Origin of the sequence: Altererythrobacter sp. BO-6 (genome assembly GCF_011047315.1) — a bacterium.
Lineage (GTDB): Bacteria > Pseudomonadota > Alphaproteobacteria > Sphingomonadales > Sphingomonadaceae > Erythrobacter.
Window position 1 is genome coordinate 1961067 of the sequence record NZ_CP049259.1, and the last position, 23502, is coordinate 1984568.

Sequence of the window (23502 nt, forward strand, 5' to 3'; positions counted from 1 at the left end):
AGATATGAAGATGATGAAGAGTGCGCTGCTTGCGCTTGCCCCGGCCGCATTGGCGCTACCCGTTCCGGCGGCCGCGCAGTCAGATGCGAATGCGCTGGCGCGGATGTTCCAGGCGGAACCGCTAACCGCCGAACAGGAGGCACGTTTGCCGCTGGCGACTTCGGTGATCGAAAAGATGATCCCGCCCGGCACCCTGGGTGAAACGATGGGTGGGATGTTCGAGCGGATCATGAATCCTATCATGGAAGCGGTCGCGTCCGATCCCGGTTCGGATGTCGCGCGCCAGCTTGGCGTCGGGCGCGGCGATCTCGATGTCTCGGACGCGGACCTGGCGGTGCTGGCGACAATCCTTGATCCGGCGGGGGAAGAACGGCGCAAGCGCGAAGCCGCACTGCTGCCGCAGATCATGCAGACCATGATGGAAGTGCTTGAGCCAACCATGCGCAAGGCGATGATACAGGCCTATGCAGTCCATTTCGACGAAGCTGAACTGGTCGATATCGATGCCTTCTTTTCGACGCCGTCCGGACTCGCCTTTGCGCGCAAGAGCTTCACCATGTCGAGCGATCCGCGCATCCTTGGCGCAAGCCTCGAAGCCATGCCGCAGATGATGGCTTCGTTCGGCGAAATCGAGCGAAAGATGAAGGCGGCGACTGCTGACCTGCCTGCGCCGCGCAGCTACGGCGATCTCAGCATGGCTGAGCGTAAGCGGATTGAAACGATAACCGGCTTTGACCAGCAACAGATCGCAGAAGCCATGGCCGAAGCCGCCTTTCGGCGAGTCCTCATGTCCGAAACGGGCCCCGACGACACGCCGCTTGACGAGTGAGCGCGGCACACTGTTGCGATTGACGCAGGTGCCTTGAGGTTTCACTCGTGGCGACAGTCATGAGCAGCGAGCCCGCCAAGTCGACTGCGGATGTGCCGCCTGAGATCACCGCCTGGTTCGCCGGGCGGGGATGGCGTGTCCGGCGGCACCAGGCGGAGATGCTCGCGGCGTCAGGCGCGGGGAAGCACGCACTGCTGGTGGCCGATACCGGCGCGGGCAAGACGCTGGCAGGCTTCCTTCCGACGCTGGCAGACTTCTGCCCCTCGCGACTGGATGGGGCAAGGCCACCTGAGGGCCTGCACACACTTTATGTCTCGCCGCTGAAGGCGTTGGCACATGACGTGCAGCGCAATCTTCTCACTCCGATCGAGGAAATCGGCCTGCCGATCCGGGTTGAGACGCGCAGCGGCGATACGCCGGCGGATCGCAAGAAACGCCAGCGGGTGAAGCCACCGCATGTGCTGCTGACCACTCCGGAGAGCCTGTCGCTGCTGCTGAGCTATCCTGACAGTTTCGAGATGTTCCGCGGGCTGAAACGCGTCGTCATCGATGAAGTCCATGCCTTTGCCACCGGCAAACGCGGTGACTTGCTCGCACTGTCGCTCAGCCGGTTGCAAGCGATTGCGCCGGATCTGCAGCGGGTGGCGCTGTCAGCCACGGTAGCCGATCCGGAGGGCTTTCGGGGGTGGCTGGCACCGTGGGGGGATATCGACACGGTTGCCTTGGTCGAGGGCGAGAAAGGTGCCGCACCCGAGGTCGAGATCCTGCTGCCTTTCGAGGAACGTGTGCCCTGGGGAGGGCATGCGGGGCGCTGGGCCATTCCGCAGCTGTACGAGACGATCCGGAAAAACCGCACCACGTTGGTGTTCACCAACACGCGGTTCCTCGCGGAGTTCATTTTCCAGCTGCTGTGGGATGTGAACGAGGAAAACCTGCCGATCGGCATCCATCATGGCAGCCTCTCGACCGAAGCACGGCGCAAGGTCGAAGGGGCGATGGCGCGGGGCGACTTGCGTGCGCTGGTGTGCACCGCCAGCCTGGATCTGGGGATCGACTGGGGCGATATCGATTGCGTGGTGCAGATGGGCGCGCCCAAGGGTTCTTCGCGACTGTTGCAGCGGATTGGCCGCGCCAATCACCGGCTCGATATGCCCAGTCGCGCCATCCTGGTGCCGGGCAATCGTTTCGAATTCCTCGAAGCGACCGCGGCCAAGGACGCGGTGGATGAAGGCCAGCGCGATGGTGAGGATTTCCGCCCAGGCGGGCTCGACGTGCTGGCACAGCATGTGATGGCTTGCGCCTGTGCGGGCCCGTTCCAGGAGGATGAGCTGCTCGCCGAAGTGCGCTCGACGCTGGCCTATAGCTGGGTCACGCCGGAAGATTGGCAGCGCGTGCTCGGCTTTGTCGAGAATGGCGGCTACGCCTTGCGCGCCTATGACAAGTTCAAGCGGATCGTGCGCGACCGTGAAGGCGTGTGGCGACTTACTCATCCCGAACACGCCCAGCGGCACCGAATGAACGCCGGGATCATTATCGACAGCGAGATGCTGACGGTGCGGTTCCGCAACGGCCGCAGCCTCGGCAAGGTCGAGGAAAGTTTTGCCGCCACGCTTTCACCCGGCGACACTTTCTTCTTCGCCGGAATGAGCCTGGAGGTCGAGCAGGTGAAGGACATGGACGTGGTCGTCCGCGCCGCGAAGAAGAGCGCAACGATCCCGAGCTATGGTGGCGCGCGCATGCCGCTGACCACGCATCTTTCGGCACGGGTACGCGAGATGCTGGTCGATCGCGTGGGCTGGGCGCGCTTCCCCGATGATGTGCGCGAATGGCTGGAAGTGCAGGACTGGCGCAGCCAGATGCCCGGGCCGGGCATGTTGCTGGTCGAAAGCTTCCCGCATCAACGCAAGCATTACAGCGTGTATTATACCTTCGAAGGCTGGAATGCGAACCAGAGCCTGGGCATGCTGATCACACGGCGGATGGAAGACCGCGGGCTGCAGCCGGGCGGTTTCGTCGCCAATGACTATTCGCTCGCCGTGTGGGGGTTGAAACCGGTGACCGATCCCGCACCCCTGCTCTCGCCGGATATCCTGGAGCACGAATTCGTCGAGTGGGTGCAGGAAAGCTATCTGCTCAAACGCGCCTTTCGCGAGGTCGCGGTGATCGGCGGGTTGGTCGAGCGGCAGCATCCGGGCAAACGCAAGACCGGCAAGCAGGTCACCTTCTCGACCGATCTGATCTATGATGTGCTGCGCAAATACGAGCCTGACCATGTGCTGCTCGAAGCGGCCTGGGCCGATGCGCGCGCGCGCATGACCGATGTCGGGCGATTGGCCGACCTGCTTGAACGGTCCGCGCGCGAGCTCGTCCATGTCGAGCTGGAGCGGGTCAGCCCGCTGGCTGTGCCCGTGATGACGATGATCGGGCGCGAGGCAGTGCCGCAAGGCGCGATCGATGAGGAATTGCTGCTGGAGGCGGAGACGCTGGCTGGCGAAGCAATGCGGGTGGACCCCAACGGAGACGAATAGTCGGCGAATAGTCGGCGAATAGTGGGCGAAGAAAAAGGGGCGGATCGCTCCGCCCCTCGATCTGTTTGTTTGTGACTTCAGCTTACTGCTGGCCGCCAGCCCCGGGGCCAACGGAGCCGAAAGTACGATACTTCTCGTTACCGACGAAGCCGAACTTGGTCACACCCGACGCCTTGATGATCCGCAGTACATTGGCCGACAGTTCGTAGCTGGCGAGTGCTTCCGGTTCGAACTGCAGTTCCGGTTCTGGATCGATCGTCAGCGATTGCTGCAAGTTGGTTGCCAGCTCGCTCATCGTGATCGGCTGGGCATTCCACAGAATCTCGTTATTCTGCGTCAGCACCAGCTTGTTCTTGATCGGATCGATCGGTGGCGGGTTATCGTTCGGGGTCGGCTGCGGAAGGTCGATGTCGACCGAGTGCGTGGCGACCGGGATGGTGATGATGAACATGATCAGCAGAACGAGCAGGACGTCGATCAACGGCGTCATGTTCATTTCCATCATCGGCGAGCCATCGTCTTTACCGCCTGACATTGCCATGGGTTAATACTCCTGTGTCTTTCTCAGGCGCTTCAGATGCCCGGCTCGACCGGGTTCGAAATGAAGCCCACGGTGGGGTAGCCAGCCGACTGAACGTTATAGATCGCGCCAGCCACGCAGCGCCACGGTGCATTCACGTCACCGCGAATGTGGACCTGCGGGATCTGGTCCGGGTCTTCCATCAGGGCTTCCGGCCCGCCTGCACGCTCAACGATCGCTTCGAGCCGGCGGAACGCCTGATCGTAGAGTTCTTCCGAGGTTACCGGGGTGATATTGTTGAAATAGACGCGGCACTCGCCGTTACGCGACGCCCCTTCGAAACCGGGTTCGCCAGCACTGCGGCCAGCGGCATCGGTGGTGCTGACCGTCAGGAGCAGGTTTTCCACCTTATCCTTCGATTCCACCGATTCCATCACCGGAATTTCAAGCTTCTCGATCGTCTGGATCGCCACCGGAACCGCGATGAGGAAGATGATCAGAAGCACCAGCATCACGTCCACAAGCGGCGTGGTGTTGATGTCCGACATCGGGGTCTCGCCCCCGCCTCCCATCGAAATCGCCATTGCTACATCCTATCCGTAATTTGTCGCCAAGGGTTGCTGATGAGGGGCGGGTTTGACGCCGCCCCTTGCATCATCGGCGATCAGGCCTTCGGAGCCGTCTGCACACCGCCAGCGGTGGTGGCAGGTTTGGCGGCAACCTTCGTCGCCGGCCGCACGGCGCCGCCGGAGCTGAGGTTCGCGAGGATGTCGGTCGAGAAAGCCGAGAGGCGCTCTGCGATGCGACGGTTGCGGCTCTGCAGCCAGTTGTAGGCGAACACCGCAGGCACAGCCACGAACAGACCGATCGCGGTCATGATCAGAGCTTCACCAACCGGGCCGGCGACCTTGTCGATGGAGGCCGAACCGGCGATGCCGATGTTGATCAGTGCGCGGTAGATCCCGATCACGGTGCCGAGCAGGCCGACGAACGGTGCGGTCGCGCCGACGGTGGCGAGGAACGGCAGGCCGCCAGCCAGCTTCGCATTGATCGCGTCCTGCGAACGCTGCAGCGAGCCGTGCATCCAGTCATGTGCTTCGAGCTTGTCAGTCATCTTGCCATGCTCGTCTTCGGCCTTGAGGGCGTCATCGATCACCTGGCGCCATGCGCTGTTCTTCTCAAGTTTGGCAGCGCCTTCCTTGAGCGACGACGACTGCCAGAACTTGCCGATCACGTCGCGGTTGTACTGCTTGTTGATCTTGTTCTGCTCGAACAATTTGGTGATCAGGATGTAGAACGAGCCGGCGCTCATGATGATCATGATTGCGAGAATGAACCAGGCGACGGGGCCGCCCTGTTCCATGGCTTCCCAGAAGCCGAACTGGTTCGGTGCCACGTCGGCAGCTGCAGGAGCAAGAAGTTCGATAGTCATTGCGAGTAGTCCTCTTAAATGATGTCCCCAAAGGGCCTTGGGCGTAATGCCTGCCCGGCGGCCTAATTCAGTCGGTAAGTGATACGCGTGTTGTAACTGCCCGAAGTCGGGTTTCCGGCATCGTCAAGCGCGGGGTTGAAACGCGCATAACGTTGCATGCCGGCGCAAGCGGCTTCGTCCAGAATGCTCGATCCGCTGGAAGCGGTGACTTGGCAGGTGCCAACGCGGCCATCCGGGGTGACCGAGACGCGCACGCCCACGGTGCCCTGGATTTCCTCACGCAGTGCGCGCGAGGGGTAATTTTCCTGGATCCGGGCTGCCCAGCGGCGCTCGTCGCGGGTGGTCGCCCCGCGTGCCTGTGACGGCGGCGCGGGCGGTGCCGGCGGCGGAACAACCAGCGCCGGTGGTGCCGGCGGCGGTATGGTCGGCCGGGTCTGGATCGGCGGCGGGTTTACCGCAACGCTGATCGGCGGCGGCGGGGCCACGGGTGGGGGAGGTGCCTGTTGCTGCTGTTGCTCGGGCGGCGGCGGTTCATCTTCCGGCTCGGGCGGGGGCGGTTCTTCGATGTCGATCGTGGTAACACGTTCGGCAACCTTCTTGACCGCTTCGATCGCCAGGCCGCTGATGAAGATATAGCCGACAACTACGTGAATCAGACCCACCAGTATGATGGCGACGATACGGTTGCCGCTTGTTTGTTGGTCAGCGTAAGCCATCCAGTCGCTTTCTCTCCATTCGCTGCGTCGGAACAAAGCCCGACCGGCAGGCCGCCGCAAACGATTCTGTTTGCGGAGCCCCAAACTCCATTTCGTCCCTGACCGAGCGGCGGCAAACCACCCGGAAGGCATTGCAGGCATGCTCTAAAGAGACCCACAATCAGGCCGTAGCGTGTCGTGTCCCCAACGACGCTCATGCCTTCCCGCGCTTTAACGAGCAAGCCATGGTCAGGCAAACGCTTTATCGGTTAATTGCCGATTCAGCGGCAATTGTCTGCTATGCAGGTTCGATCTCAGGTGGCATGCCACGATCCTGTGCTGGTGCTGTTGGGCGTCATTCAGGAAAATCCAAGAGAATGAATAAAGCCATGAATTTCAGAATTTTGTGTCTCGCGATCGCTGCCGCAATGCTGCCGTCGCCAGCGCTCGCCCAGGCCCAGCCCGGGGCGCCGACGGATCGACTCACCTATGCCGATCTCGCTGGCCTGGCCGATGGTGCGGAGCTGGTGGTGCGTGCACAGATTCGCCGCCAGATAATGCTGGAGCCGGAGCGTGCGGCGGGAGTCGCTGCGGGATTCGCGCGGCTCTATATCGAGGCGCGCACCGTCGCGTTGATAGCCGGGCCCAGCGGGGTTGGCGAAACGCTGCGCTATCTTGTCGATGTGCCTCTCGATTCGCGCGGACGCGCGCCGAAGCTCAAGAATGCGGAAGTCCTGCTGTTCGCACGCAGTGTGCCGGGGCGACCGGGCGAACTTCAGCTGACCAGCGAAACCGCCCAGTTCGTCTATACACCGGAATTGGAAGCGCGCTTGCGGCCGGTTCTGGCCGCGCTGGCTGCACCGGATGCGCCGCCGCAGATCAGCGGGATCAGCGATGCGCTGTCTGTGCCGGGCAACCTTGCCGGCGAATCCGAGACGCAGATTTTTCTGAACACTGAATCCGGCTCGCCCGTTTCGATAACAGTGCTGCGGCGCCCCGGTCGCCCACCGACGTGGGGGTCTCATGGGGCGAGATCATCGATCAGGCCGCACGCCCGCCGGCGCCCGAATCGATCGAATGGTATCGGCTTGCCTGCTCGCTTCCGGCGCGTCTGCCACGCGGAACCAACTTGTCGCAGGACAGCGCCGCCGAGGCGCAGGCCGCACGTGACTATGCGCTGGTGCTGGGCGAATTGGGCCCCTGCGTGCGCACGCTCTGAAGCGGGCCAGCAAGCCGATCTAGCAGTGGAGCAAGACAAAGTGGTTCCCTCCGCGCCCGGGCTCGCGCTAGAGGCGTCGACGATGACACAGCCTTTCCGCCACCGATTCCGCGTGCGCTATGCCGAAGTCGACCCGCAATCGGTCGTCTTCAACTCGCGCTATCTTGAATATGCCGATCTCATTATCACCGAGTACTGGCGTGAAGCCGGCCTGCATTTCACGGGTGATGGTGCGCTCGAATTCCACGTGGTCAAGGCGGTGGTGGATTTTGAAAAGCCGATCCGCGCCGACGAGATCGTCGAGGGTCGCGCCTGGACCACCAGGATCGGCAATTCATCGATCAACACGCGAATCGAATTTCACGGCGCAGGCCGGAGCGAGGATGACCGGCGCGCTGTGATCGAACTTGTCCATGTCCATGTCGATCTCGCAAGCGGTCGCTCGATGGCCATTCCAACCTCTGCCAGAGAGGCACTCGGACAACGCGAGGAGCAGGCGCATGGCTGATTCGCTGAGGATTGGCCTGGCTGGTCTTGGCACTGTGGGCACCGGCGTGATCCGCCTGCTCGAAACCAACCGCAACCTGCTGACCGCGCGCGCGGGCAGACCGCTGGAACTCGTGGCAGTCAGCGCGCGCGACCGGCATCGGCATCGTGGCATCGATCTATCGCTTTACGGCTGGGAAGACGACATGTCGGAACTGGCGCGGCGCGACGATGTCGATGTAGTGGTTGAACTGGTCGGCGGATCGGATGGCCCGGCGCTGGCGCTGGCCAAAGCGGCGCTGGGTGCGGGCAAGCCGCTCGTCACAGCCAACAAGGCGATGATCGCGCATCATGGGCTGGCTCTGGCCGAGCTGGCCGAAGCGAAGGATGTGGCGCTCAAATTCGAGGCAGCAGTTGCCGGCGGCATTCCCGTGGTGAAGGGCCTGCGCGAAGGCACTTCGGCCAATGCGCTCGAACGGATCTACGGGATCCTCAACGGCACCTGCAATTATATCCTCTCGACCATGGAGGACACCGGGGCCGACTTTGCCGAGGTGCTGCGGGAAGCCCAAGCGAAGGGCTATGCCGAGGCGGACCCGACGTTCGATATCGAAGCGATCGACGCGGCACACAAGCTGTCGATCCTTGCCGCGATCGGGTTTGGCGCGCGGATCGATTTCGCTGCCGTGCGCACCACGGGGATCGCGCAGGTCAAGGCGGCCGACATCGCCCAGGCCGATGCATTGGGGTATGTTATCCGTCTGATCGCGATGACCGATGTCGAGCTCGACGATGGCGGCACGCCGCGGCTGTTGCAGCGTGTGCGGCCGTGCCTCGTGCCCAAGCAGCACCCGCTTGCCAGCGTCGATGGCCCCACCAACGCGGTGGTGGCGGAAGGCAACTTTTCCGGACGGCTGCTGTTCCAGGGCGCGGGAGCTGGCGAAGGCCCGACTGCCAGTGCAGTGGTTGCAGACCTGATCGATATCGCGCGCGACGAAGTGGGTGCGCCGTTCTCGATTCCCGTTGCCCAGTTGGCCGCCATGCCGCCGGCCGAGCCAGGGCACAGGATGGAGCGCACCTACCTGCGTTTCACGGTGGCGGATCGCCCCGGCGTGCTGGCGGAAATCACCGCCGCGATGCGCGATGCCGGGGTGTCGATCGAAAGCCTGATCCAGAAGGCCCGGCCCGACGATGGCGGCGATGTTCTGGTGGCGATGGTCACCCATGAAGGGCCGGAGCGCAGCATTGCCGAGGCACTGGCGCTGCTCGAAGGTTCGGAAAGCCTTACGGCCCAACCCCTGGTGCTGCCGATCCTGCCGGACTGATTTCGGCGGCTTCGGCCGGGTCTGGCTGCTTGATCGCGGTGTCGCGCCCTAGTGGCGGCAAGCCGCGCGCGATCCGGTCTGCGTCAGAGCCCGCAGGTGCTTCGGGCAGGGCGCTGAGGTCGATCATCAGCGCAGGCGGTGGCGGGCATTTCTGCAGCCCGGGAATGCACAGGCTGCCGACCGTCGCCGGGCCTTTGAAGATGCCGGGGCCAGCGACGTCGGGAGACAGAAGATCACCCGCGAACATAGTTTCCTCAGCATAGCGTTGCTGCGTCCGTTCGCGATCTCCCGTGGTGAAGCGGTCACTGTCGTCTACTATCTCGCGACACACGACGATCTCGCGCGAGATCGTCGCCGCTTCCTGCTCGCGCTCGCATTGTTCGATCCGGCGCTGGTCAACCTCGCGCTCGCGTGCCTTCACCAGCAGGTCGATAACTTCCGGCTTGTCCGCGCGGTCATCCACGGGCCCGATCGCATCTTGCGCGGATAACGGCGCCGAGAAGATCGTCAGCGCTGTCATCGCAATGCATCGGTTGATCGATAATGCTGCGATGCTCGACAAGCGCCATTCCTTTGCTTAGGCGCAAGCCACACACACCGGAGGGACTGAATCGCACATGAATACCGACATTCTGGCCAATAAACCCGCCGGTGAAAGCGCGCTTGATCGTGTGCTCGTGCTTGAAATGGTGCGCGTGACAGAGGCTGCCGCCGTCGCCGCCTCGCAGCTGATCGGGCGCGGTGACGAGAAGGCGGCAGACGCCGCGGCAGTGGAGGCGATGCGCCGGGCCTTCGATACCTTGTATATGGACGGAACCGTGGTGATCGGCGAGGGCGAGCGCGACGAAGCGCCGATGCTGTATATCGGCGAGAAGGTGGGCGGCGCGCCCGGCAAGGGACCGAAGATCGACATCGCGCTTGACCCGCTCGAAGGCACCACCATCACCGCCAAGGCCGGTCCAAACGCGCTGGCCGTCTTGGCGGCGGCGGAAGAGGGCAACCTCCTGAACGCGCCCGACACCTATATGGACAAGATCGCGGTCGGGCCGGGCTATCCGCCCGATATCATCGACCTTGCAAAGAGCCCGACTGAGAATGTTCAAGCGGTGGCCGCCGCCAAGGGCGTCAAGCCGTCCGACATCATAGTGTGCGTGCTTGACCGTCCGCGTCATGCCGAACTTATTGCGGAACTGCGCGGGATCGGCTGCGGCGTCGTCCTGATCGGCGATGGCGACGTCGCGGGCGTGATCGCAGTGACCGACGAAGACACCACGATCGATATGTACATGGGCCAGGGCGGCGCCCCGGAAGGTGTGCTCGCAGCCGCGGCGCTGCGCTGCGTCGGGGGGCAATTCAACGGCCGGCTGGTGTTCCGCAACGAGGATGAAAAGGCACGTGCCCGCCGGCTCGGCATCACCGACTTCGATCGCATCTACAAGCTGGAGGACCTGGCCAAGGGCGACTGCATCTTTGCCGCGACCGGCGTGACGTCGGGCTCTCTGCTGGATGGCGTGAAGCGGCTGCGCGGCGGTAAGATGACCACCCACAGCGTGGTGATGCGTGCGTCAAGCGGCACGGTCCGCTGGATCAGGGGCGAACATCGGACGCGTTGACCGACTTCGAAGGGGAAACCCGGCGCCCATCTGTTGCAATTGCATGACGCTCCGCTAGGCGGGTTGCACCAGTCGCACCGGAGGATTCGCACCCGATGAAGATCATGTCCGGCAATTCGAACCTGCCGCTCGCGCGTGCGGTCGCTGCCTATCTCGAGATCCCGCTCACCGATGCCAGCGTACGGCGCTTTGCCGACGAGGAGGTGTTCGTCGAGATTCATGAGAATGTGCGCGGTGAGGACGTGTTCCTGATCCAGCCGACGAGCTTTCCGGCGAACGATAATCTGATGGAGCTGCTGATCTGCATCGATGCGCTCAAACGCGCTTCGGCCAAGCGGATAACCGCGGTGGTGCCCTATTTCGGCTATGCCCGGCAGGATCGCAAGCCCGGCCCGCGCACGCCGATTTCGGCCAAGCTGGTGGCGGATCTGATCACCCGCGCGGGGGCTGACAGGGTCCTGGCGGTCGATCTCCACGCCGGACAGATCCAGGGCTTCTTCGATATCCCGACGGACAATCTCTATGCCGCGCCGGTCATGGCAGCGGACATCCAGGCCCGCTATGGCGACCAGGACCTGATGGTGGTCAGCCCGGACGTTGGCGGCGTGGTCCGCGCCCGCGCGCTGGCCAAGCGGCTCGACAATGCCCCGCTGGCGATTGTCGACAAGCGTCGCGATCGCCCTGGCGAGAGCGAAGTGATGAACATCATCGGCGAGGTGAAGGGGCGCCACTGCATCCTGATCGATGACATCGTCGATTCGGGCGGTACCCTATGCAACGCGGCGCAAGCGCTACTCGATGAAGGTGCGACCAGCGTCGCCGCCTATATCACCCACGGGGTTTTGTCGGGCGGGGCAGTTGCGCGCGTCGACAGTTCCGCGCTGAAGGAACTCGTGATTACCGATACCATCCGCCCGACCGAAGCGACGGAGAATTCGAGCCGTATCCGGGTGCTGACGATCGCGCCCCTGATCGGCGAAGCGGTCCGGCGCATTGCCGATGAAAGCTCGGTCAGCTCGCTGTTCGACTAGATTCCCTCGCCGGCAAACCAGGGGCGTTGCTGGCCCGGTTGCAGCCGGTTGAGCTCCTCAAGTCGCCGCGCCTGGCGGGTTTCGACATTGATGGTCATCAGCGGGTGAGTGGCTGCGCGAAATGCGCTGGGCGTGGTGCCGAAGAAAGCTGCAAATTCGCGGATCAGGTGGGATTGATCGAAGAAGCGCAGCATCAGCTGTTCGGCCTCGTCCTCGTCGGCCACGCCGCACAGCTGTGCGGCGATGTCGAGCGCCCGTGCACGGCGCAGAACCTGTTTGGGAGTAAGCCCGAAATCGCGCTTTACCACCCGCTCCAGCTTGCGCAGGCTGATGCCCTGCTCCTCTGAAAAATCCAGCAGTGCAAGGTTGGGATCGGCAAAGCTGGCCAGCTCGAACGCCGTGCTGATCGGGTCCGGCACCGCCGGGTTGCGCTCGGCAATGGTACGGCGCAGTGCCTCTTCCAACTGCGCCAGCCATTGTTCGGGTTCGCCTTCTGGAGGATATTCGGCAAACAGGTTACGCCTGATCAAACCCAGCGGGTCTCCGCGCTCGATCCGGTTGACGATCGGCTCGACCGCACGCCCGGAAAGAAGTGGAAGTGCACCAGGCCGCAGCCCCACACCGATAGCGATTACCGGCCCGGAGCAGCTCAGCGACATGTAGCGCGAATGGGGGCCAAACAGCAGCGGCTCGTCGCGATAATGCCCGGTCCCGTCAAGCGACGACGTGGTCCAGTCGCCATGCAAAACGATCCGTTCGTAAACCAGATCGTTGCACATGCCGCAGCGGATCAGCGATCCCGGCCCGGTCTCGATCTTGGCAGCGACCAGGCGGGCAATCCATGGGCGTAAGTCTTCTGCCGGTGCGCGGTTGATCGAAAGCGGCATGCCATCGCGCGACACGCCCGACTGCGGTTCGGATTGTCGACGCCATGCTTCGGCGTCGTTCCCGCTTGCCATGATCTGCGCCCCTTTTGTTATGGCAACAACCTAGCCCAAGCTGCGGCACAAGTCGATGCTGTGACCGCACCGGGTCAGGCGCGTCGCCAGGGATATGAAGCGGATGGATCGTGGCGGCCCAGTACTTCCAGTCGCCGGGCCTGGCGGGCTTCCAGTGCCAGCGTCATCAGCGGTTGTGGCCTGCGCAAGAATTGTTTGGGGGTCATGCCGAAGAAGGCCGAAAACTCGCGGATCATGTGCGACTGGTCATAATATCGCAGCGCCAGTTCCTCGGCTTCTTCGTCGTCCGCAACGCCGCGCAGATTGGCGGCAATGTCGAGCGCCCTGGCCCGCCGCAGCACCTGCTTGGGGGTCTGGCCGAAAGACTTCTTGATCAATCGTTCCAGCCTGCGCCGATCGATGCCGTGTTCCGCTGCGAAGTCGCCAATGCTCAGGTTCGGATCGGCGAAGGCAGCCCTGTCGAAGGCGGCAACGATCGGATCGGGCTTGGCACCGCCGGCCCGCTCCACCAATTGCTGAAGCAGGATTTCTGCAACACGCAGCCATCGTTCAGGCGGACCGGCAGGGTCGAACCATTCGAGCAATTGTGCGCTCGTACCCCAGTTCTCATTGCCGTAGATGTGATCGTAAAGGATGATGCGATCAAGCGTATCGGGCACAGGCGGGCCCCTAAGCGCGCTCACTGCCCCAGGCTTCAGCGCCACACCAACAGTGGCGAAGCTTCCCTTGACGGTAACCGGCATCCGCCGCGTATGCGGACCGAAAAACAGCGCTGCATTGCTGTAACGGCCATGGCCGTCGCGCGTTTCTGCCCCCCATTCGCCGCGAAACAGCACGCGCAGGATTGGAGTGTCGGCGACCAGCCCGCATTCGATCAGGTGGTCCGGCTCGGCCTCGACCTGCGTGGCATATACGCGCGCCACCCAGGGTGACAGCTCTTCACACGGCGCCCGGTTGAGCGACAGCGGCTCACCGGCGGCAGTGTGCCCCAATAGCGAGCGCAGCCCCAGGCTCGTATCTACCCGATTGTCTTCGTGCCCCGTTTCGGTCACAGCGATTCCCCGCCCCTTTTAGAGGCTTGATGCGACCACCACTTAACTATCTAGCGTGAAATGAAGCAATTGTAATGGATTCATCCGACATCTTGTGCGCCCAGCGGCTGGCCGAAGCCGCGCGTGATGCAATCCGGCCACTTTATCGCGGGGCATGGTCGCACGAGCGCAAGGACGACCACAGTTTCGTGACCGAAGCCGACCGCGCGGCTGAAGCAGCGATGCGCGCCATCATCGAGCGGGAATATCCTGCTGATGGAATTATCGGCGAGGAATATGGCAACCGCAATCCGGGTGCGGGCCGGCAATGGGTGCTCGATCCGATCGATGGCACCACCAGCTTTATCGCCGGGCGGCCGATTTTCGGCACGCTGATCGCCCTCCTGGAGGAAGGCTGGCCGGTGCTGGGCGTGATCGACCAGCCGATCCTGGGTGAACGGTGGCTGGGCGTTACCGGCCAGGGCACCTTGTTCAACGACCGGCCTGTGCATGGGGCGCCGTGCCGCGAACTCAGCGATGCCGTGCTCGCCACCACCAGCCCGCACCTGTTCTCAGGCGAGCAGATCGAACCCTTCATGAAGCTCTCGGGCGCTGTCGCCCATCGCAAGATCATCTGGGGTGGCGATTGCTACAATTACGGGCTTGTCGCATCCGGCCATGTCGATGTGGTGTGCGAGGCGGGCCTGAAACTGCATGACTTTGCCGCGCTTGTGCCGGTGGTGGAAGGAGCGGGCGGCGTGATGTGTGACTGGAACGGCGAGCCGCTCAATGCGGAAAGCACAGGCGAAGTGCTGGCGATCGGGGATCCCGCGCGGCTTGAGGATGTGCTCGAGGCAATGCAGTGAGACTGGCCGCTATGATCGGGCTGTCGCTGCTCTTCTGGCTTTGCTCAGGACCGGCAATGGCTGACGATGAGGGCGAGGCTACCAAGAGCTGTAGTTACTATGACCCGAATCCGGATTGCACCAAAGAGGAGCGCGATGGGTGGCGCAGTTCATTCGGCTTGCCTTCGCTCAAGGAAGTGCACCGGCACATGGGAACCGATGGCGATCTGATTCTGGCGATGATGCGCATAAAGCGGGGCGCGGGTCTTGCAATCGCCGTGCGCGCCAATCGGGACGGGACGGCGAGCGCCGAGCTTTTTCGCCAGCGATACGCCAAGTCCGGTTCGTCTGAGCGACTTCCTTTCCGGGTGCGTATTCCCAAGCAGGAGTGGGCGGAGATCGTCGCGGAGGGCAAGGCGCTGCCCGATGTGTTTGCGCGGGAAGAAGTCTATGTCTGTGGGTGGTCCTTCATGATCGAGTTCCGGGACAGGCAGGGCAATGTTCGCGCGCCGGTGGGCGATTCTTGCGCCAGCGAGCCGCGAGAGGTGTTTTTTGAGCGGCTTGCCAACACTGGCATGGACCGGATACCGCGTTGCGCAACAAGGAAGATGAAGGCCGAGACCGATTTCTTCTTCCGGTTGCAGGCCTGCCGGGTGATATATTAAGACAGCGCAGGCGGATCGTTCGGGGGTCCTGGCCGTTTCGCTTGCAATTCGCGCGAGAATCGCTAATGCGCGCGCCTTCACTGACACGTGATTATCCGCCTGCCTGGCTGAAAGGGCTGCCAGGGCCGGTTCGGACGTGTCTCTGCAATAGGAGATGAAAATGCCCAAGCTGAAGACCAAGAGCGGTGTGAAGAAACGCTTCAAGATCACCGCGACCGGCAAGATCAAGCATGGGGTCGCTGGCAAGCGCCACCGCCTGATCAGCCACAATGCGAAGTATATCCGCACCAACCGCGGCACCACCGTCCTGTCGGAAGCCGACACCAAGACGGTGAAGAAATGGGCCCCCTACGGGCTCGACTGAGCGCGCTGGTTTAAGGAGAATTTGAAATGCCTCGCATCAAACGCGGCGTGACCACTCGCGCCAAGCACAAGCGGCTGCTGGACCAGGCCAAGGGCTATCGCGGTCGTCGCAAGAACACTATTCGCGTTGCGCGCCAGGCGGTCGAGAAGGCCGGCCAGTACGCCTATCGCGACCGCAAGATCAAGAAGCGCAACTTCCGCGCGCTCTGGATCCAGCGCATCAACGCGGCTGTCCGCGCCGAAGGGCTCACCTACTCGCAGTTCATGCACGGGGTGAAGCTGGCCGGGATCGAGCTCGACCGCAAGGCGATGGCCGATCTCGCGATGAACGAAGGTGCAGCCTTCCAGGCGGTGATTGCTCAGGCGAAGGGCGCTCTGCCCGCCTGATTGCAGCACTGACTGCCAAATTTCTGAGGCGTCGGGAGGCAACTTCCGGCGCCTTTTGATTTGTATGTTTGCGACACTTGCGGCACATAGCCGCGCATGGCCGAGCCGGAGGAAGTGTCAGCAGCTGGTGATCAACGGTTCGAAATCCGAAGCCGTTTCTTTGCGCCGCCTGAAGAGTTCGCCGGCTGCTTCACCACCTTCTATCACCTGGACCTGACCGTTGCAGATGGCGGTACGGTCAGCGATCACCTCCAGCCAGAATGGGCCGGGATACGCTTTTTCGCAGGTTCCAGGCCGCAGGCACAGCTGGGCAGCAGCAGCACCAGCGGACCGCGTTATGCCGCAAGCGGGCCCAGCTCCTTGCCAACCCATTTCACAATCGGTTCAACCCGCATGTGGGGGATCGGCTTCCTGCCGCTCGGCTGGAGTCGCTACTTCGATGTCGATGCCGGCTCGCTTGCCAATTACACTTGCGATGGCGAAACGCACCCGGCCTTTGCCAAATTCGCGCATCTCGCGGAGGTATTGTGTGACCCTGCATGCAGCGATCAGGAGCAGTTTGACGCGATTGTAGACACGATGCGCCGGTTGACGCGCCCACATCGCGATGAGGAAAAGATCATGCGCGTGCATCGCGTCATGGTCGATGAACAGCTCGCCAACGTAGCCGAATTTGCCGAGCGATCGGAGCTTGGCGCGCGCAATCTGGAGCGACTGTGTGCACGCCATTTCGGTTTCACGCCCAAGCTGCTGCTGCGGCGCCAGCGCTTCATGCGCAGCCTCACCAGCTTCATGCTGCATCGTGGAAGCAAATGGACGGACGTGATGGATGAACACTATCACGACCAGGCGCAGTTCACCCGCGAGTTCCGCACCTTCATGGGCATGTCGCCCAGCGAATATGCCGCGCTGGAGCATCCGATCCTCACCTCATTTATCGAAGCGCGGGCGCGGATCTGGGGTTCGCCTGCGCAAACGCTCGACCGCCCGGACTGAAAGCACTTTGCCTTGCGCGCCATTTGCCGCTAGCGGGGCGCCCTTCGGAAGTGAATCTAAACACCATGACTGACTTGACCACACAAAGGGATGCCGCACTGGCGGCGATTGCGGCTGCGGAAACGCTTGATGCGCTGGAAGAACAGCGCGTGGCGGCGCTTGGCAAGAAGGGCTGGGTCAGCCTTGCCCTAAAAACCTTGGGCCAGATGGCCCCTGAAGAACGCACTGTCGCTGCGCCCGCAATCCAGGCGGTGCGCGCGGAGATTTCAGATGCGCTGGCCGCGAAGAAAGACGCCATGGAGGCGGCTGTGCTCGAAGCCCAGCTGGCCAGAGAGCGGCTGGACTTGACGTTGCCTGCAGCGGAAGCTCCGGCCGGCTCGGTCCATCCGGTCAGCCAGGTGATGGATGAACTGGCGGAAATTTTCGCCGACATGGGTTTCGCTGTCGCCACCGGACCTGAAATCGAGGACGACTGGCACAATTTCACCGCGCTCAACATGGATGAAAGCCATCCCGCGCGCGCGATGCACGACACATTCTATTTCCCCGATAGCGACGCTGAAGGCCGCAAGATGCTGCTGCGCACCCACACTTCGCCGGTGCAGATCCGCAGCATGGTCGCGCAAGGTGCACCGATCCGCATCATCGCACCGGGCCGCGTCTATCGCAGCGACAGCGATGCGACGCACACCCCGATGTTCCACCAGGTCGAAGGGCTGGTGATCGACAAGGACATCCACCTCGGCCACCTCAAATGGACGCTGGAAACCTTCCTCAAAGCCTTCTTCGAGCGCGATGATATCGTCTTGCGCCTGCGACCGAGCTATTTCCCTTTCACCGAGCCTTCGGTCGAAGTCGATGTCGGCTTCGAAGTAGTAGGTGGTCGCCGCGTGCTAGGCGGCGATGGTGACGCGCTGGGCCACGGCTGGATGGAACTGCTCGGCTCGGGCATGGTCAACCGCCGGGTGATCGAATTCGCCGGGCTCGATCCTGACCAGTGGCAGGGCTTTGCCTTCGGCGTCGGGGTCGACCGGCTGGCCATGCTGAAATACGGGATGGACGATCTGCGCGCCTTCTTTGACGGCGATGTGCGGTGGCTCAAGCACTATGGCTTCAGCCATCTGGACCAGCCGACGCTCTCTGCAGGGGTGGGGGCACGTTCATGAAGTTCTCGCTGACCTGGCTCAAGGACCATCTCGACACCGATGCCTCGGTGCTGGAGATCGCGGCTGCACTCAACCGGATCGGGATCGAAGTCGAAGGGATCGAGGATCCGGCGGAAAAGCTCGCCGGTTTCCGCGTTGCCAAGGTGCTCACCGCCGCGCCGCATCCCGATGCCGACAAGCTGCGGGTGCTCACGGTCGATACGGGTGAAGGCGATCCGCTGCAGGTGGTCTGCGGGGCGCCCAATGCCCGCGCGGGGATGAAGGGCGTACTTGGCCTGCCTGGCGCGGTGGTGCCGGCCAATGGCATGGAATTGCGCAAGAGCGCGATCCGCGGCGTCGAATCGAACGGCATGATGTGCTCAGTGCGCGAGCTCGAGCTTGGCGATGAGCACGATGGCATCATCGAACTGCCGGAAGACGCGCCGGTCGGCACCAGTTTTGCGGATTATCACGGCGCTTCGCCGGTAATTGACGTCGCGATTACGCCTAACCGGCCCGATTGTATGGGCGTTTATGGCATTGCGCGCGACCTTGCCGCAGCAGGGCTGGGCACGCTCAAGCCGATCGCGCTGCCCGCCTTCGAAGCAAAGGGCGCTTGCCCGGTAGAGATCCGCACCGACGATCCCGAAGGCTGCCCGGCTTTCTATGGCCGCGTGATCACGGGCGTGACCAATGGCGCTTCGCCAGAATGGCTGCAGCAGCGGCTGATCAGCGCGGGGCAGCGGCCGATCTCGCTGCTGGTTGACCTCACCAATTATGTGATGCTCGCCTTTGGCCGCCCGGCGCATGCCTATGACCTCGCCAAGCTGAACGGTGCGGTGGTTGCCCGGCGAGCGAAGGATGGCGAGCAGGTGCTGGCGCTTAACGAGAAGACCTACACGCTCGACAGCACCATGACGGTGATCGCCGACGATAGCGGCGTGCATGACATCGCCGGCATCATGGGCGGCGAACATTCGGGCGTGAGCGAAGACACCAAGGATGTCCTGCTCGAGATCGCCTATTTTGATCCGGCACGGATCGGGGCAACCGGGCGGGCGCTGGGGCTAACCTCTGACGCGCGCACCCGCTTCGAGCGCGGGGTCGATCCGGCGTTCCTCGATGACGGGTTGGACCTGCTCACCGGCCTGATCGTCGAACTGGCGGGCGGTACGGCGAGCGAAAAGGTGCATGCCGGCACGCCGCCAAGCGAGCCTAAGGTCATTGCGTTCGATCCGGCGCTTACCGCGCGCCTGGGCGGGGTTGACGTGCCCGAGGCTGAACAACGCCGAATCCTCGAAAGCCTCGACTTCAAGTTTTCAGCCGACTGGCAGGTGACCTGCCCGCTGCGGCGGCACGATATCGAAGGAGCGGCTGACCTGGTCGAAGAGGTCGTGCGGATTCACGGGCTCGACCAGGTCGAAAGCGTCGCCTTGCCGCGCGCCGACGGCGTCGCCAGGCCGACTGCCACAGCCCAGCAGGTGATTGAGCGCAAGCTGCGCCGTGCGGCCGCTGCGCGCGGTCTCAATGAAGCGGTGACCTGGTCCTTCCTTCCCGTGCCCGATGCCGAGCATTTCGGGGATGGATCGCAGCTTTGGGTACTGGAAAACCCGATCAGCGAAGACATGAAGGCCATGCGGCCCTCGCTGTTGCCGGGCCTGATTAGCGCGGCCAAACGCAATCTGGATCGCGGCGCCTCAGGCCTGCGCCTGTTCGAAATTGGGCGGCGCTATTTCCGTGGGGAAAACGGTTCAAGCGACGAGAGGCCGACGCTCGGCGTGATACTCGCTGGCGAAAAGGACCCGCGGCGCTGGATGAGCGGCAAGGCGACGAAGTTCGATGCCTATGATGCGAAGTCGGTTGCGCGCGCCCTGCTGGCTGAGGCCGGTGCGCCGGTCAACAAGCTGATGACGATGGGCGAAGCAGGCACGCAGTTCCATCCCGGCCAGTCTGCAACCCTGCGGCTGGGCCCCAAGAACGTGCTGGCGCGCTTCGGCATGCTGCATCCGGCAACGCTCAAGGCTTTCGACATCGATGGCCCGGTGGCTGCGGTTGAGATATTCCTGGATGCCATCCCTGAAAGGAAGAACGCCGGCTTTGCCCGCGAAGCCTATGCGCCGCCCGCGCTGCAGGCGGTCACGCGCGATTTCGCCTTCCTCGTTCCTGCAGACCTGCCTGCCGCGGAGCTCGTGCGCGCGGTCGCCGGTGCCGACAAGAACAACATTGTGAGCGCGCGCGTATTCGATGTGTTCGCCGGGCAGGGCGTACCCGATGGGAAGAAATCGATCGCGGTCGAAGTGACGCTGCAGCCGCAGCAGGCGAGCTACAAGGATGCCGACCTGAAGGCGATTTCCGATGCGATCGTCGCAGCAGCAGCCAAGCAGGGGGCGGAACTGCGCGGGTAACCCGGTGCAGACGGAAAACCATGTCAAATCGCCGAACCTTCGCGATCATCTCCCACCCTGACGCGGGCAAGACCACGCTGACCGAAAAGCTGCTGTTGCAAGGCGGCGCGATCCACTTGGCCGGCGAGGTCAAGGCGCGCGGGCAGGCCCGGCGTGCGCGTTCGGACTGGATGAAGATCGAGCAGCAGCGCGGCATCTCGGTGACTTCCAGCGTGATGACCTTCGAGAAGGAATATGACGGTGAAACGATCACCTTCAACCTGCTCGACACACCGGGGCACGAGGATTTCTCCGAAGACACCTATCGCACGCTGACTGCGGTCGACAGCGCCATCATGGTGATCGACGCGGCCAAGGGGATCGAGCCGCAGACGCGCAAGCTGTTCGAGGTTTGCCGGCTGCGCAGCGTGCCGATCATCACCTTTGTCAACAAGGTCGATCGTGAAGGCCGTCCGGTGTTCGAACTGCTCGACGAGATCGCCGACATGCTGGCGCTCGACGTCAGCCCGCAGATGTACCCGGTCGGCATGGGTGGCGAATTCCAGGGCATCCTCGATTTTGCCAGCGGCACGGTCGCGCGGCCGGAAGGCCCGTCGAAGGAATTTCTTGGCAAGCGCGATACCGACGTCGAACTGCCCGCAGAGATTGCGGAGAATGTCGAACTGGCCCAGATCGGCTATCCCGAATTCGACATCGAGGCCTATCGCAATGGCGATCTGACCCCGGTCTATTTCGGCTCCGCGCTCAAGAATTTCGGCGTGTCCGAACTGATCGACGCGATCGCCAAATATGCCCCGCCGCCGCGCCCGCAGCCCGCTGGGGAGGAGCAGGTCCCGCCCACGCGCGACGAAGTGACCGGCTTCATCTTCAAGGTCCAGGCGAACATGGACCCCAACCACCGCGACCGGATCGCCTTCATGCGGATGGTTTCGGGCACCTTCAAGCGCGGCATGAAGCTGACGCCTTCTGGTCTTGGCAAGGCGATTGCGGTGCATTCGCCAATCCTGTTCTTCGCGCAGGACCGCGAACTGGCCGATACCGCCGAAGCGGGCGACATCATCGGCATACCTAACCACGGCACGCTGCGGGTGGGCGATACGCTGAGCGAGAAAAACCAGCTGCGCTTCACCGGCCTGCCCAATTTCGCGCCGGAAATCCTGCGCCGCGTAGTTCTGCGCGACCCGACCAAGACCAAGCAGCTGCGTAAGGCGCTCGACGATCTTTCCGAAGAGGGCGTGATCCAGGTGTTCTATCCGGAAATCGGCGCGCAGTGGATCGTCGGCGTGGTTGGCCAGTTGCAATTGGAAGTGCTGATCAGCCGGCTCGAAGCCGAATACAAGGTCGAGGCGGTGCTAGAGGCCTCGCCCTTTGCCACCGCGCGCTGGCTGAAAGGTTCGGATGCGGCGCTCAAAGGCTTTGCCGATTTCAACCGCTCCAATCTGGCGCGCGACCGCGATGGCGATCTGGTGTTCATGGCCAAGAGCCCGTGGGACGTAAGCTACCAGGCCGAAAAGAACCCTGAGCTGACCTTCTCCGCGACCAAGGAACGGTAGGCTTGCAGGTCATGCGGCTTCACGGCATGGAAGCGGCATGAACGGCACCGGACCCACCAACCAGACTTTCATATCGCAACGGCTGCGGCTCAACTATGTCGATTGGGGCAACCGCGGCAAGCCGCCGCTAGTGCTGGTGCATGGCGGGCGCGACCATGCGCGCAGCTGGGACTGGACGGCCGAGGCGCTGTGCCAGGACTGGCATGTCGTGGCGATGGACCACCGCGGCCATGGCGACAGCGAGTGGGTCAGCGACGGCAACTACCGCTCCAACGATATGGTCTATGACCTGGCTCAGTTCGTCCACCAGCTCGATGTCGGGCCGGTAACCATCGTGAGCCATTCGATGGGCGGCAATGTCGCGCTGCGCTATGCCGGGGTGTTTCCCGAGATGGTCAGGAAGATCGTGGCCATCGAAGGGCTGGGCCCGAGCCCCGATCGGCAAGCAGAAATGCGCGCTACGCCCTATCCAGAGCGCTTTGCCGAGTGGATCGGCAAGAAGCGCGCCGCATCGGGCCGGATCCCGCGCAAATACGCTTCGATCGAAGACGCTTTCCGCCGCATGATCGAAGAGAATTCCTACCTCACCGAGGAACAGGCGCGGCACCTCACGATCCATGGGGTCAACCGCAACGAGGATGGCACTTACACCTGGAAATTCGATCCCCACCTCAACGTATGGGGCGTCGAAGACATCGCCGATGAATTCCTCCAGCAGCTGTGGGGCGCGATCACATGCCCCACTCTGTTGCTGTACGGCGCAGACAGCTGGGCATCGAACCCGGCCAAGGACGGTCGGATCAAATATTTCAAGAATGCCGAAGTGATCGAGTTCGAACAGGCCGGGCACTGGCTTCACCATGACCAGTTCGATCGCTTCATGCAGGTGCTGAAGGATTTTCTCTGATGGCCGATTTTTACGAAGCGCTGGAAGCCAAGCATGTCGAGATGATCGCACGGCAGCCGGTGTTCTTCGTGGCTACTGCCGCCGAGGGCGCGCGGATCAACCTCAGCCCCAAGGGATATGACGCGTTTCGCGTTCTTTCGCCTACCCAGGTCGCCTATCTCGATCTGGGCGGTTCGGGCAATGAGACCCACGCCCATCTCGCCGCCGACGGGCGGATCACGCTGATGTTCTGCAATTTCCAGCAGCCCGCCTTGATCCTGCGGATTTACGGGCGGGGCCGTGCTGTCCTGCCGCAAGATGACGAATGGGAAGGGTTGGCCGCGCACTTCACCCTGCTGCCGGGCACTAGGCAAATCTTCGTGATCGATATTGAAAGCGTGCAAACCAGTTGCGGCTGGGGCGTTCCGTTCATGGAATTCCAGGAAGAACGGCAAACACTCAAGAAGGCGCATGCCCAGGCTAACCCTGATGAATGGGCAGCCAAAATGTCGCTGCGGATCAGCAGTATCGACGGCCTGCCCGCGCGCGCGACAGATCGCTACATCGCAGGCGACTAGCGGGCGCAGCG

23 protein-coding genes are annotated in these 23502 nt (G+C 62.9%); 16 read left to right on the forward strand and 7 right to left on the reverse strand.

The annotated features are described in order from the left end of the window. Nucleotides 1-4 precede the first annotated feature (4 nt). Nucleotides 5-829, forward strand: coding sequence for a DUF2059 domain-containing protein (locus G6N82_RS09615; RefSeq protein WP_165195945.1), 825 nt, complete (start codon nt 5-7; stop codon nt 827-829). Nucleotides 830-888: 59 nt separating this feature from the next. Beyond that, nucleotides 889-3357 (forward strand): ligase-associated DNA damage response DEXH box helicase, encoded by a 2469-nt coding sequence (locus G6N82_RS09620; protein ID WP_165195947.1) that lies wholly within the window; start codon nt 889-891, stop codon nt 3355-3357. A gap of 82 nt (nt 3358-3439) precedes the next feature. Here G6N82_RS09620 and G6N82_RS09625 read toward each other — a convergent pair whose 3' ends face one another. The 4 genes from G6N82_RS09625 to G6N82_RS09640 form a co-directional block, all read right to left on the reverse strand. Continuing rightward, nucleotides 3440-3898 (reverse strand): biopolymer transporter ExbD, encoded by a 459-nt coding sequence (locus G6N82_RS09625; RefSeq protein ID WP_165195949.1) that lies wholly within the window; start codon nt 3896-3898, stop codon nt 3440-3442. Between the two features lie 32 nt (nt 3899-3930). Further along, complete coding sequence (locus tag G6N82_RS09630; RefSeq protein WP_206520158.1) at nt 3931-4461, reverse strand: biopolymer transporter ExbD; 531 nt, start codon at nt 4459-4461, stop codon at nt 3931-3933. Nucleotides 4462-4541: 80 nt separating this feature from the next. Continuing rightward, entirely contained in the window at nt 4542-5309 is a 768-nt protein-coding gene (locus tag G6N82_RS09635) for a MotA/TolQ/ExbB proton channel family protein (RefSeq protein WP_165195951.1), read from the reverse strand. A gap of 62 nt (nt 5310-5371) precedes the next feature. Continuing rightward, the gene (locus G6N82_RS09640) at nt 5372-6025 is read right to left on the reverse strand and encodes an energy transducer TonB (protein ID WP_165195953.1); all 654 of its coding nucleotides are present in this window, start codon (nt 6023-6025) and stop codon (nt 5372-5374) included. Between the two features lie 224 nt (nt 6026-6249). On the opposite strand from G6N82_RS09640, the gene G6N82_RS15310 reads away from it, so the two are divergent. Together G6N82_RS15310 and G6N82_RS09655 are read left to right on the forward strand one after the other, a co-directional pair. After that, nucleotides 6250-7731 carry a thioesterase family protein gene (locus G6N82_RS15310; protein WP_346773728.1) on the forward strand — a complete coding sequence of 494 codons (1482 nt, stop codon included), beginning with the start codon at nt 6250-6252 and terminating at the stop codon, nt 7729-7731. Beyond that, entirely contained in the window at nt 7724-9034 is a 1311-nt protein-coding gene (locus G6N82_RS09655) for a homoserine dehydrogenase (protein ID WP_165195957.1), read from the forward strand. The genes G6N82_RS15310 and G6N82_RS09655 overlap by 8 nt, the downstream gene beginning before the upstream one ends. Here G6N82_RS09655 and G6N82_RS09660 read toward each other — a convergent pair. Next, the gene (locus tag G6N82_RS09660; protein ID WP_165195959.1) at nt 8994-9596 is read right to left on the reverse strand and encodes a hypothetical protein; all 603 of its coding nucleotides are present in this window, start codon (nt 9594-9596) and stop codon (nt 8994-8996) included. The two genes, G6N82_RS09655 and G6N82_RS09660, sit on opposite strands and share 41 nt — an antisense overlap. Nucleotides 9597-9651: 55 nt before the next feature. Between G6N82_RS09660 and glpX the strand changes: the two genes are divergently transcribed. Both glpX and G6N82_RS09670 read left to right on the forward strand, forming a co-directional pair. Continuing rightward, nucleotides 9652-10647: a class II fructose-bisphosphatase gene (gene glpX / locus G6N82_RS09665; RefSeq protein WP_165195961.1), complete on the forward strand. Its 996-nt coding sequence runs from the start codon at nt 9652-9654 to the stop codon at nt 10645-10647. Nucleotides 10648-10742: 95 nt separating this feature from the next. Beyond that, entirely contained in the window at nt 10743-11678 is a 936-nt protein-coding gene (locus G6N82_RS09670; RefSeq protein WP_165195963.1) for a ribose-phosphate pyrophosphokinase, read from the forward strand. Here the strand turns inward: G6N82_RS09670 and G6N82_RS09675 are convergent. Continuing rightward, nucleotides 11675-12637: a helix-turn-helix domain-containing protein gene (locus G6N82_RS09675; RefSeq protein WP_165195965.1), complete on the reverse strand. Its 963-nt coding sequence runs from the start codon at nt 12635-12637 to the stop codon at nt 11675-11677. The two genes, G6N82_RS09670 and G6N82_RS09675, sit on opposite strands and share 4 nt — an antisense overlap. 74 nt (nt 12638-12711) lie before the next feature. Then, nucleotides 12712-13689 (reverse strand): helix-turn-helix domain-containing protein, encoded by a 978-nt coding sequence (locus G6N82_RS09680; RefSeq protein WP_241255063.1) that lies wholly within the window; start codon nt 13687-13689, stop codon nt 12712-12714. A gap of 74 nt (nt 13690-13763) precedes the next feature. Here G6N82_RS09680 and hisN point away from each other — a divergent pair, with 74 nt between their 5' ends. The 10 genes from hisN (at nt 13764) to G6N82_RS09730 (ending at nt 23491) form a co-directional block, all read left to right on the forward strand. After that, entirely contained in the window at nt 13764-14534 is a 771-nt protein-coding gene (gene hisN / locus G6N82_RS09685; protein ID WP_165195967.1) for a histidinol-phosphatase, read from the forward strand. A 188-nt stretch (nt 14535-14722) separates the two neighbouring features. Next, nucleotides 14723-15178 (forward strand): hypothetical protein, encoded by a 456-nt coding sequence (locus G6N82_RS09690; RefSeq protein WP_206520160.1) that lies wholly within the window; start codon nt 14723-14725, stop codon nt 15176-15178. Between the two features lie 160 nt (nt 15179-15338). Further along, nucleotides 15339-15542, forward strand: a complete 204-nt coding sequence (rpmI, locus tag G6N82_RS09695; RefSeq protein WP_165195972.1) for a 50S ribosomal protein L35 — start codon at nt 15339-15341, stop codon at nt 15540-15542. Nucleotides 15543-15568: 26 nt separating this feature from the next. Further along, the gene (gene rplT / locus G6N82_RS09700; protein ID WP_165195974.1) at nt 15569-15928 is read left to right on the forward strand and encodes a 50S ribosomal protein L20; all 360 of its coding nucleotides are present in this window, start codon (nt 15569-15571) and stop codon (nt 15926-15928) included. Nucleotides 15929-16024: 96 nt separating this feature from the next. Then, a complete protein-coding gene (locus tag G6N82_RS09705; protein WP_165195976.1) occupies nt 16025-16924 on the forward strand; it encodes a helix-turn-helix domain-containing protein in 900 nt (299 codons plus the stop codon). Nucleotides 16925-16989: 65 nt separating this feature from the next. Further along, the gene (pheS, locus tag G6N82_RS09710) at nt 16990-18090 is read left to right on the forward strand and encodes a phenylalanine--tRNA ligase subunit alpha (RefSeq protein ID WP_165195978.1); all 1101 of its coding nucleotides are present in this window, start codon (nt 16990-16992) and stop codon (nt 18088-18090) included. After that, nucleotides 18087-20474 (forward strand): phenylalanine--tRNA ligase subunit beta, encoded by a 2388-nt coding sequence (pheT, locus tag G6N82_RS09715; RefSeq protein ID WP_165195980.1) that lies wholly within the window; start codon nt 18087-18089, stop codon nt 20472-20474. The genes pheS and pheT overlap by 4 nt, the downstream gene beginning before the upstream one ends. A 20-nt stretch (nt 20475-20494) precedes the next feature. Further along, complete coding sequence (locus G6N82_RS09720) at nt 20495-22027, forward strand: peptide chain release factor 3 (protein ID WP_165195982.1); 1533 nt, start codon at nt 20495-20497, stop codon at nt 22025-22027. Nucleotides 22028-22064: 37 nt separating this feature from the next. Beyond that, on the forward strand, nt 22065-22934 hold the full coding sequence (locus G6N82_RS09725; RefSeq protein ID WP_165195984.1) for an alpha/beta hydrolase: 870 nt from the start codon (nt 22065-22067) through the stop codon (nt 22932-22934). Next, nucleotides 22934-23491, forward strand: coding sequence for a pyridoxamine 5'-phosphate oxidase family protein (locus G6N82_RS09730; RefSeq protein WP_165195986.1), 558 nt, complete (start codon nt 22934-22936; stop codon nt 23489-23491). Before G6N82_RS09725 ends, G6N82_RS09730 begins: the two co-directional genes overlap by 1 nt. The last annotated feature ends 11 nt before the right edge of the window (nt 23492-23502 follow it).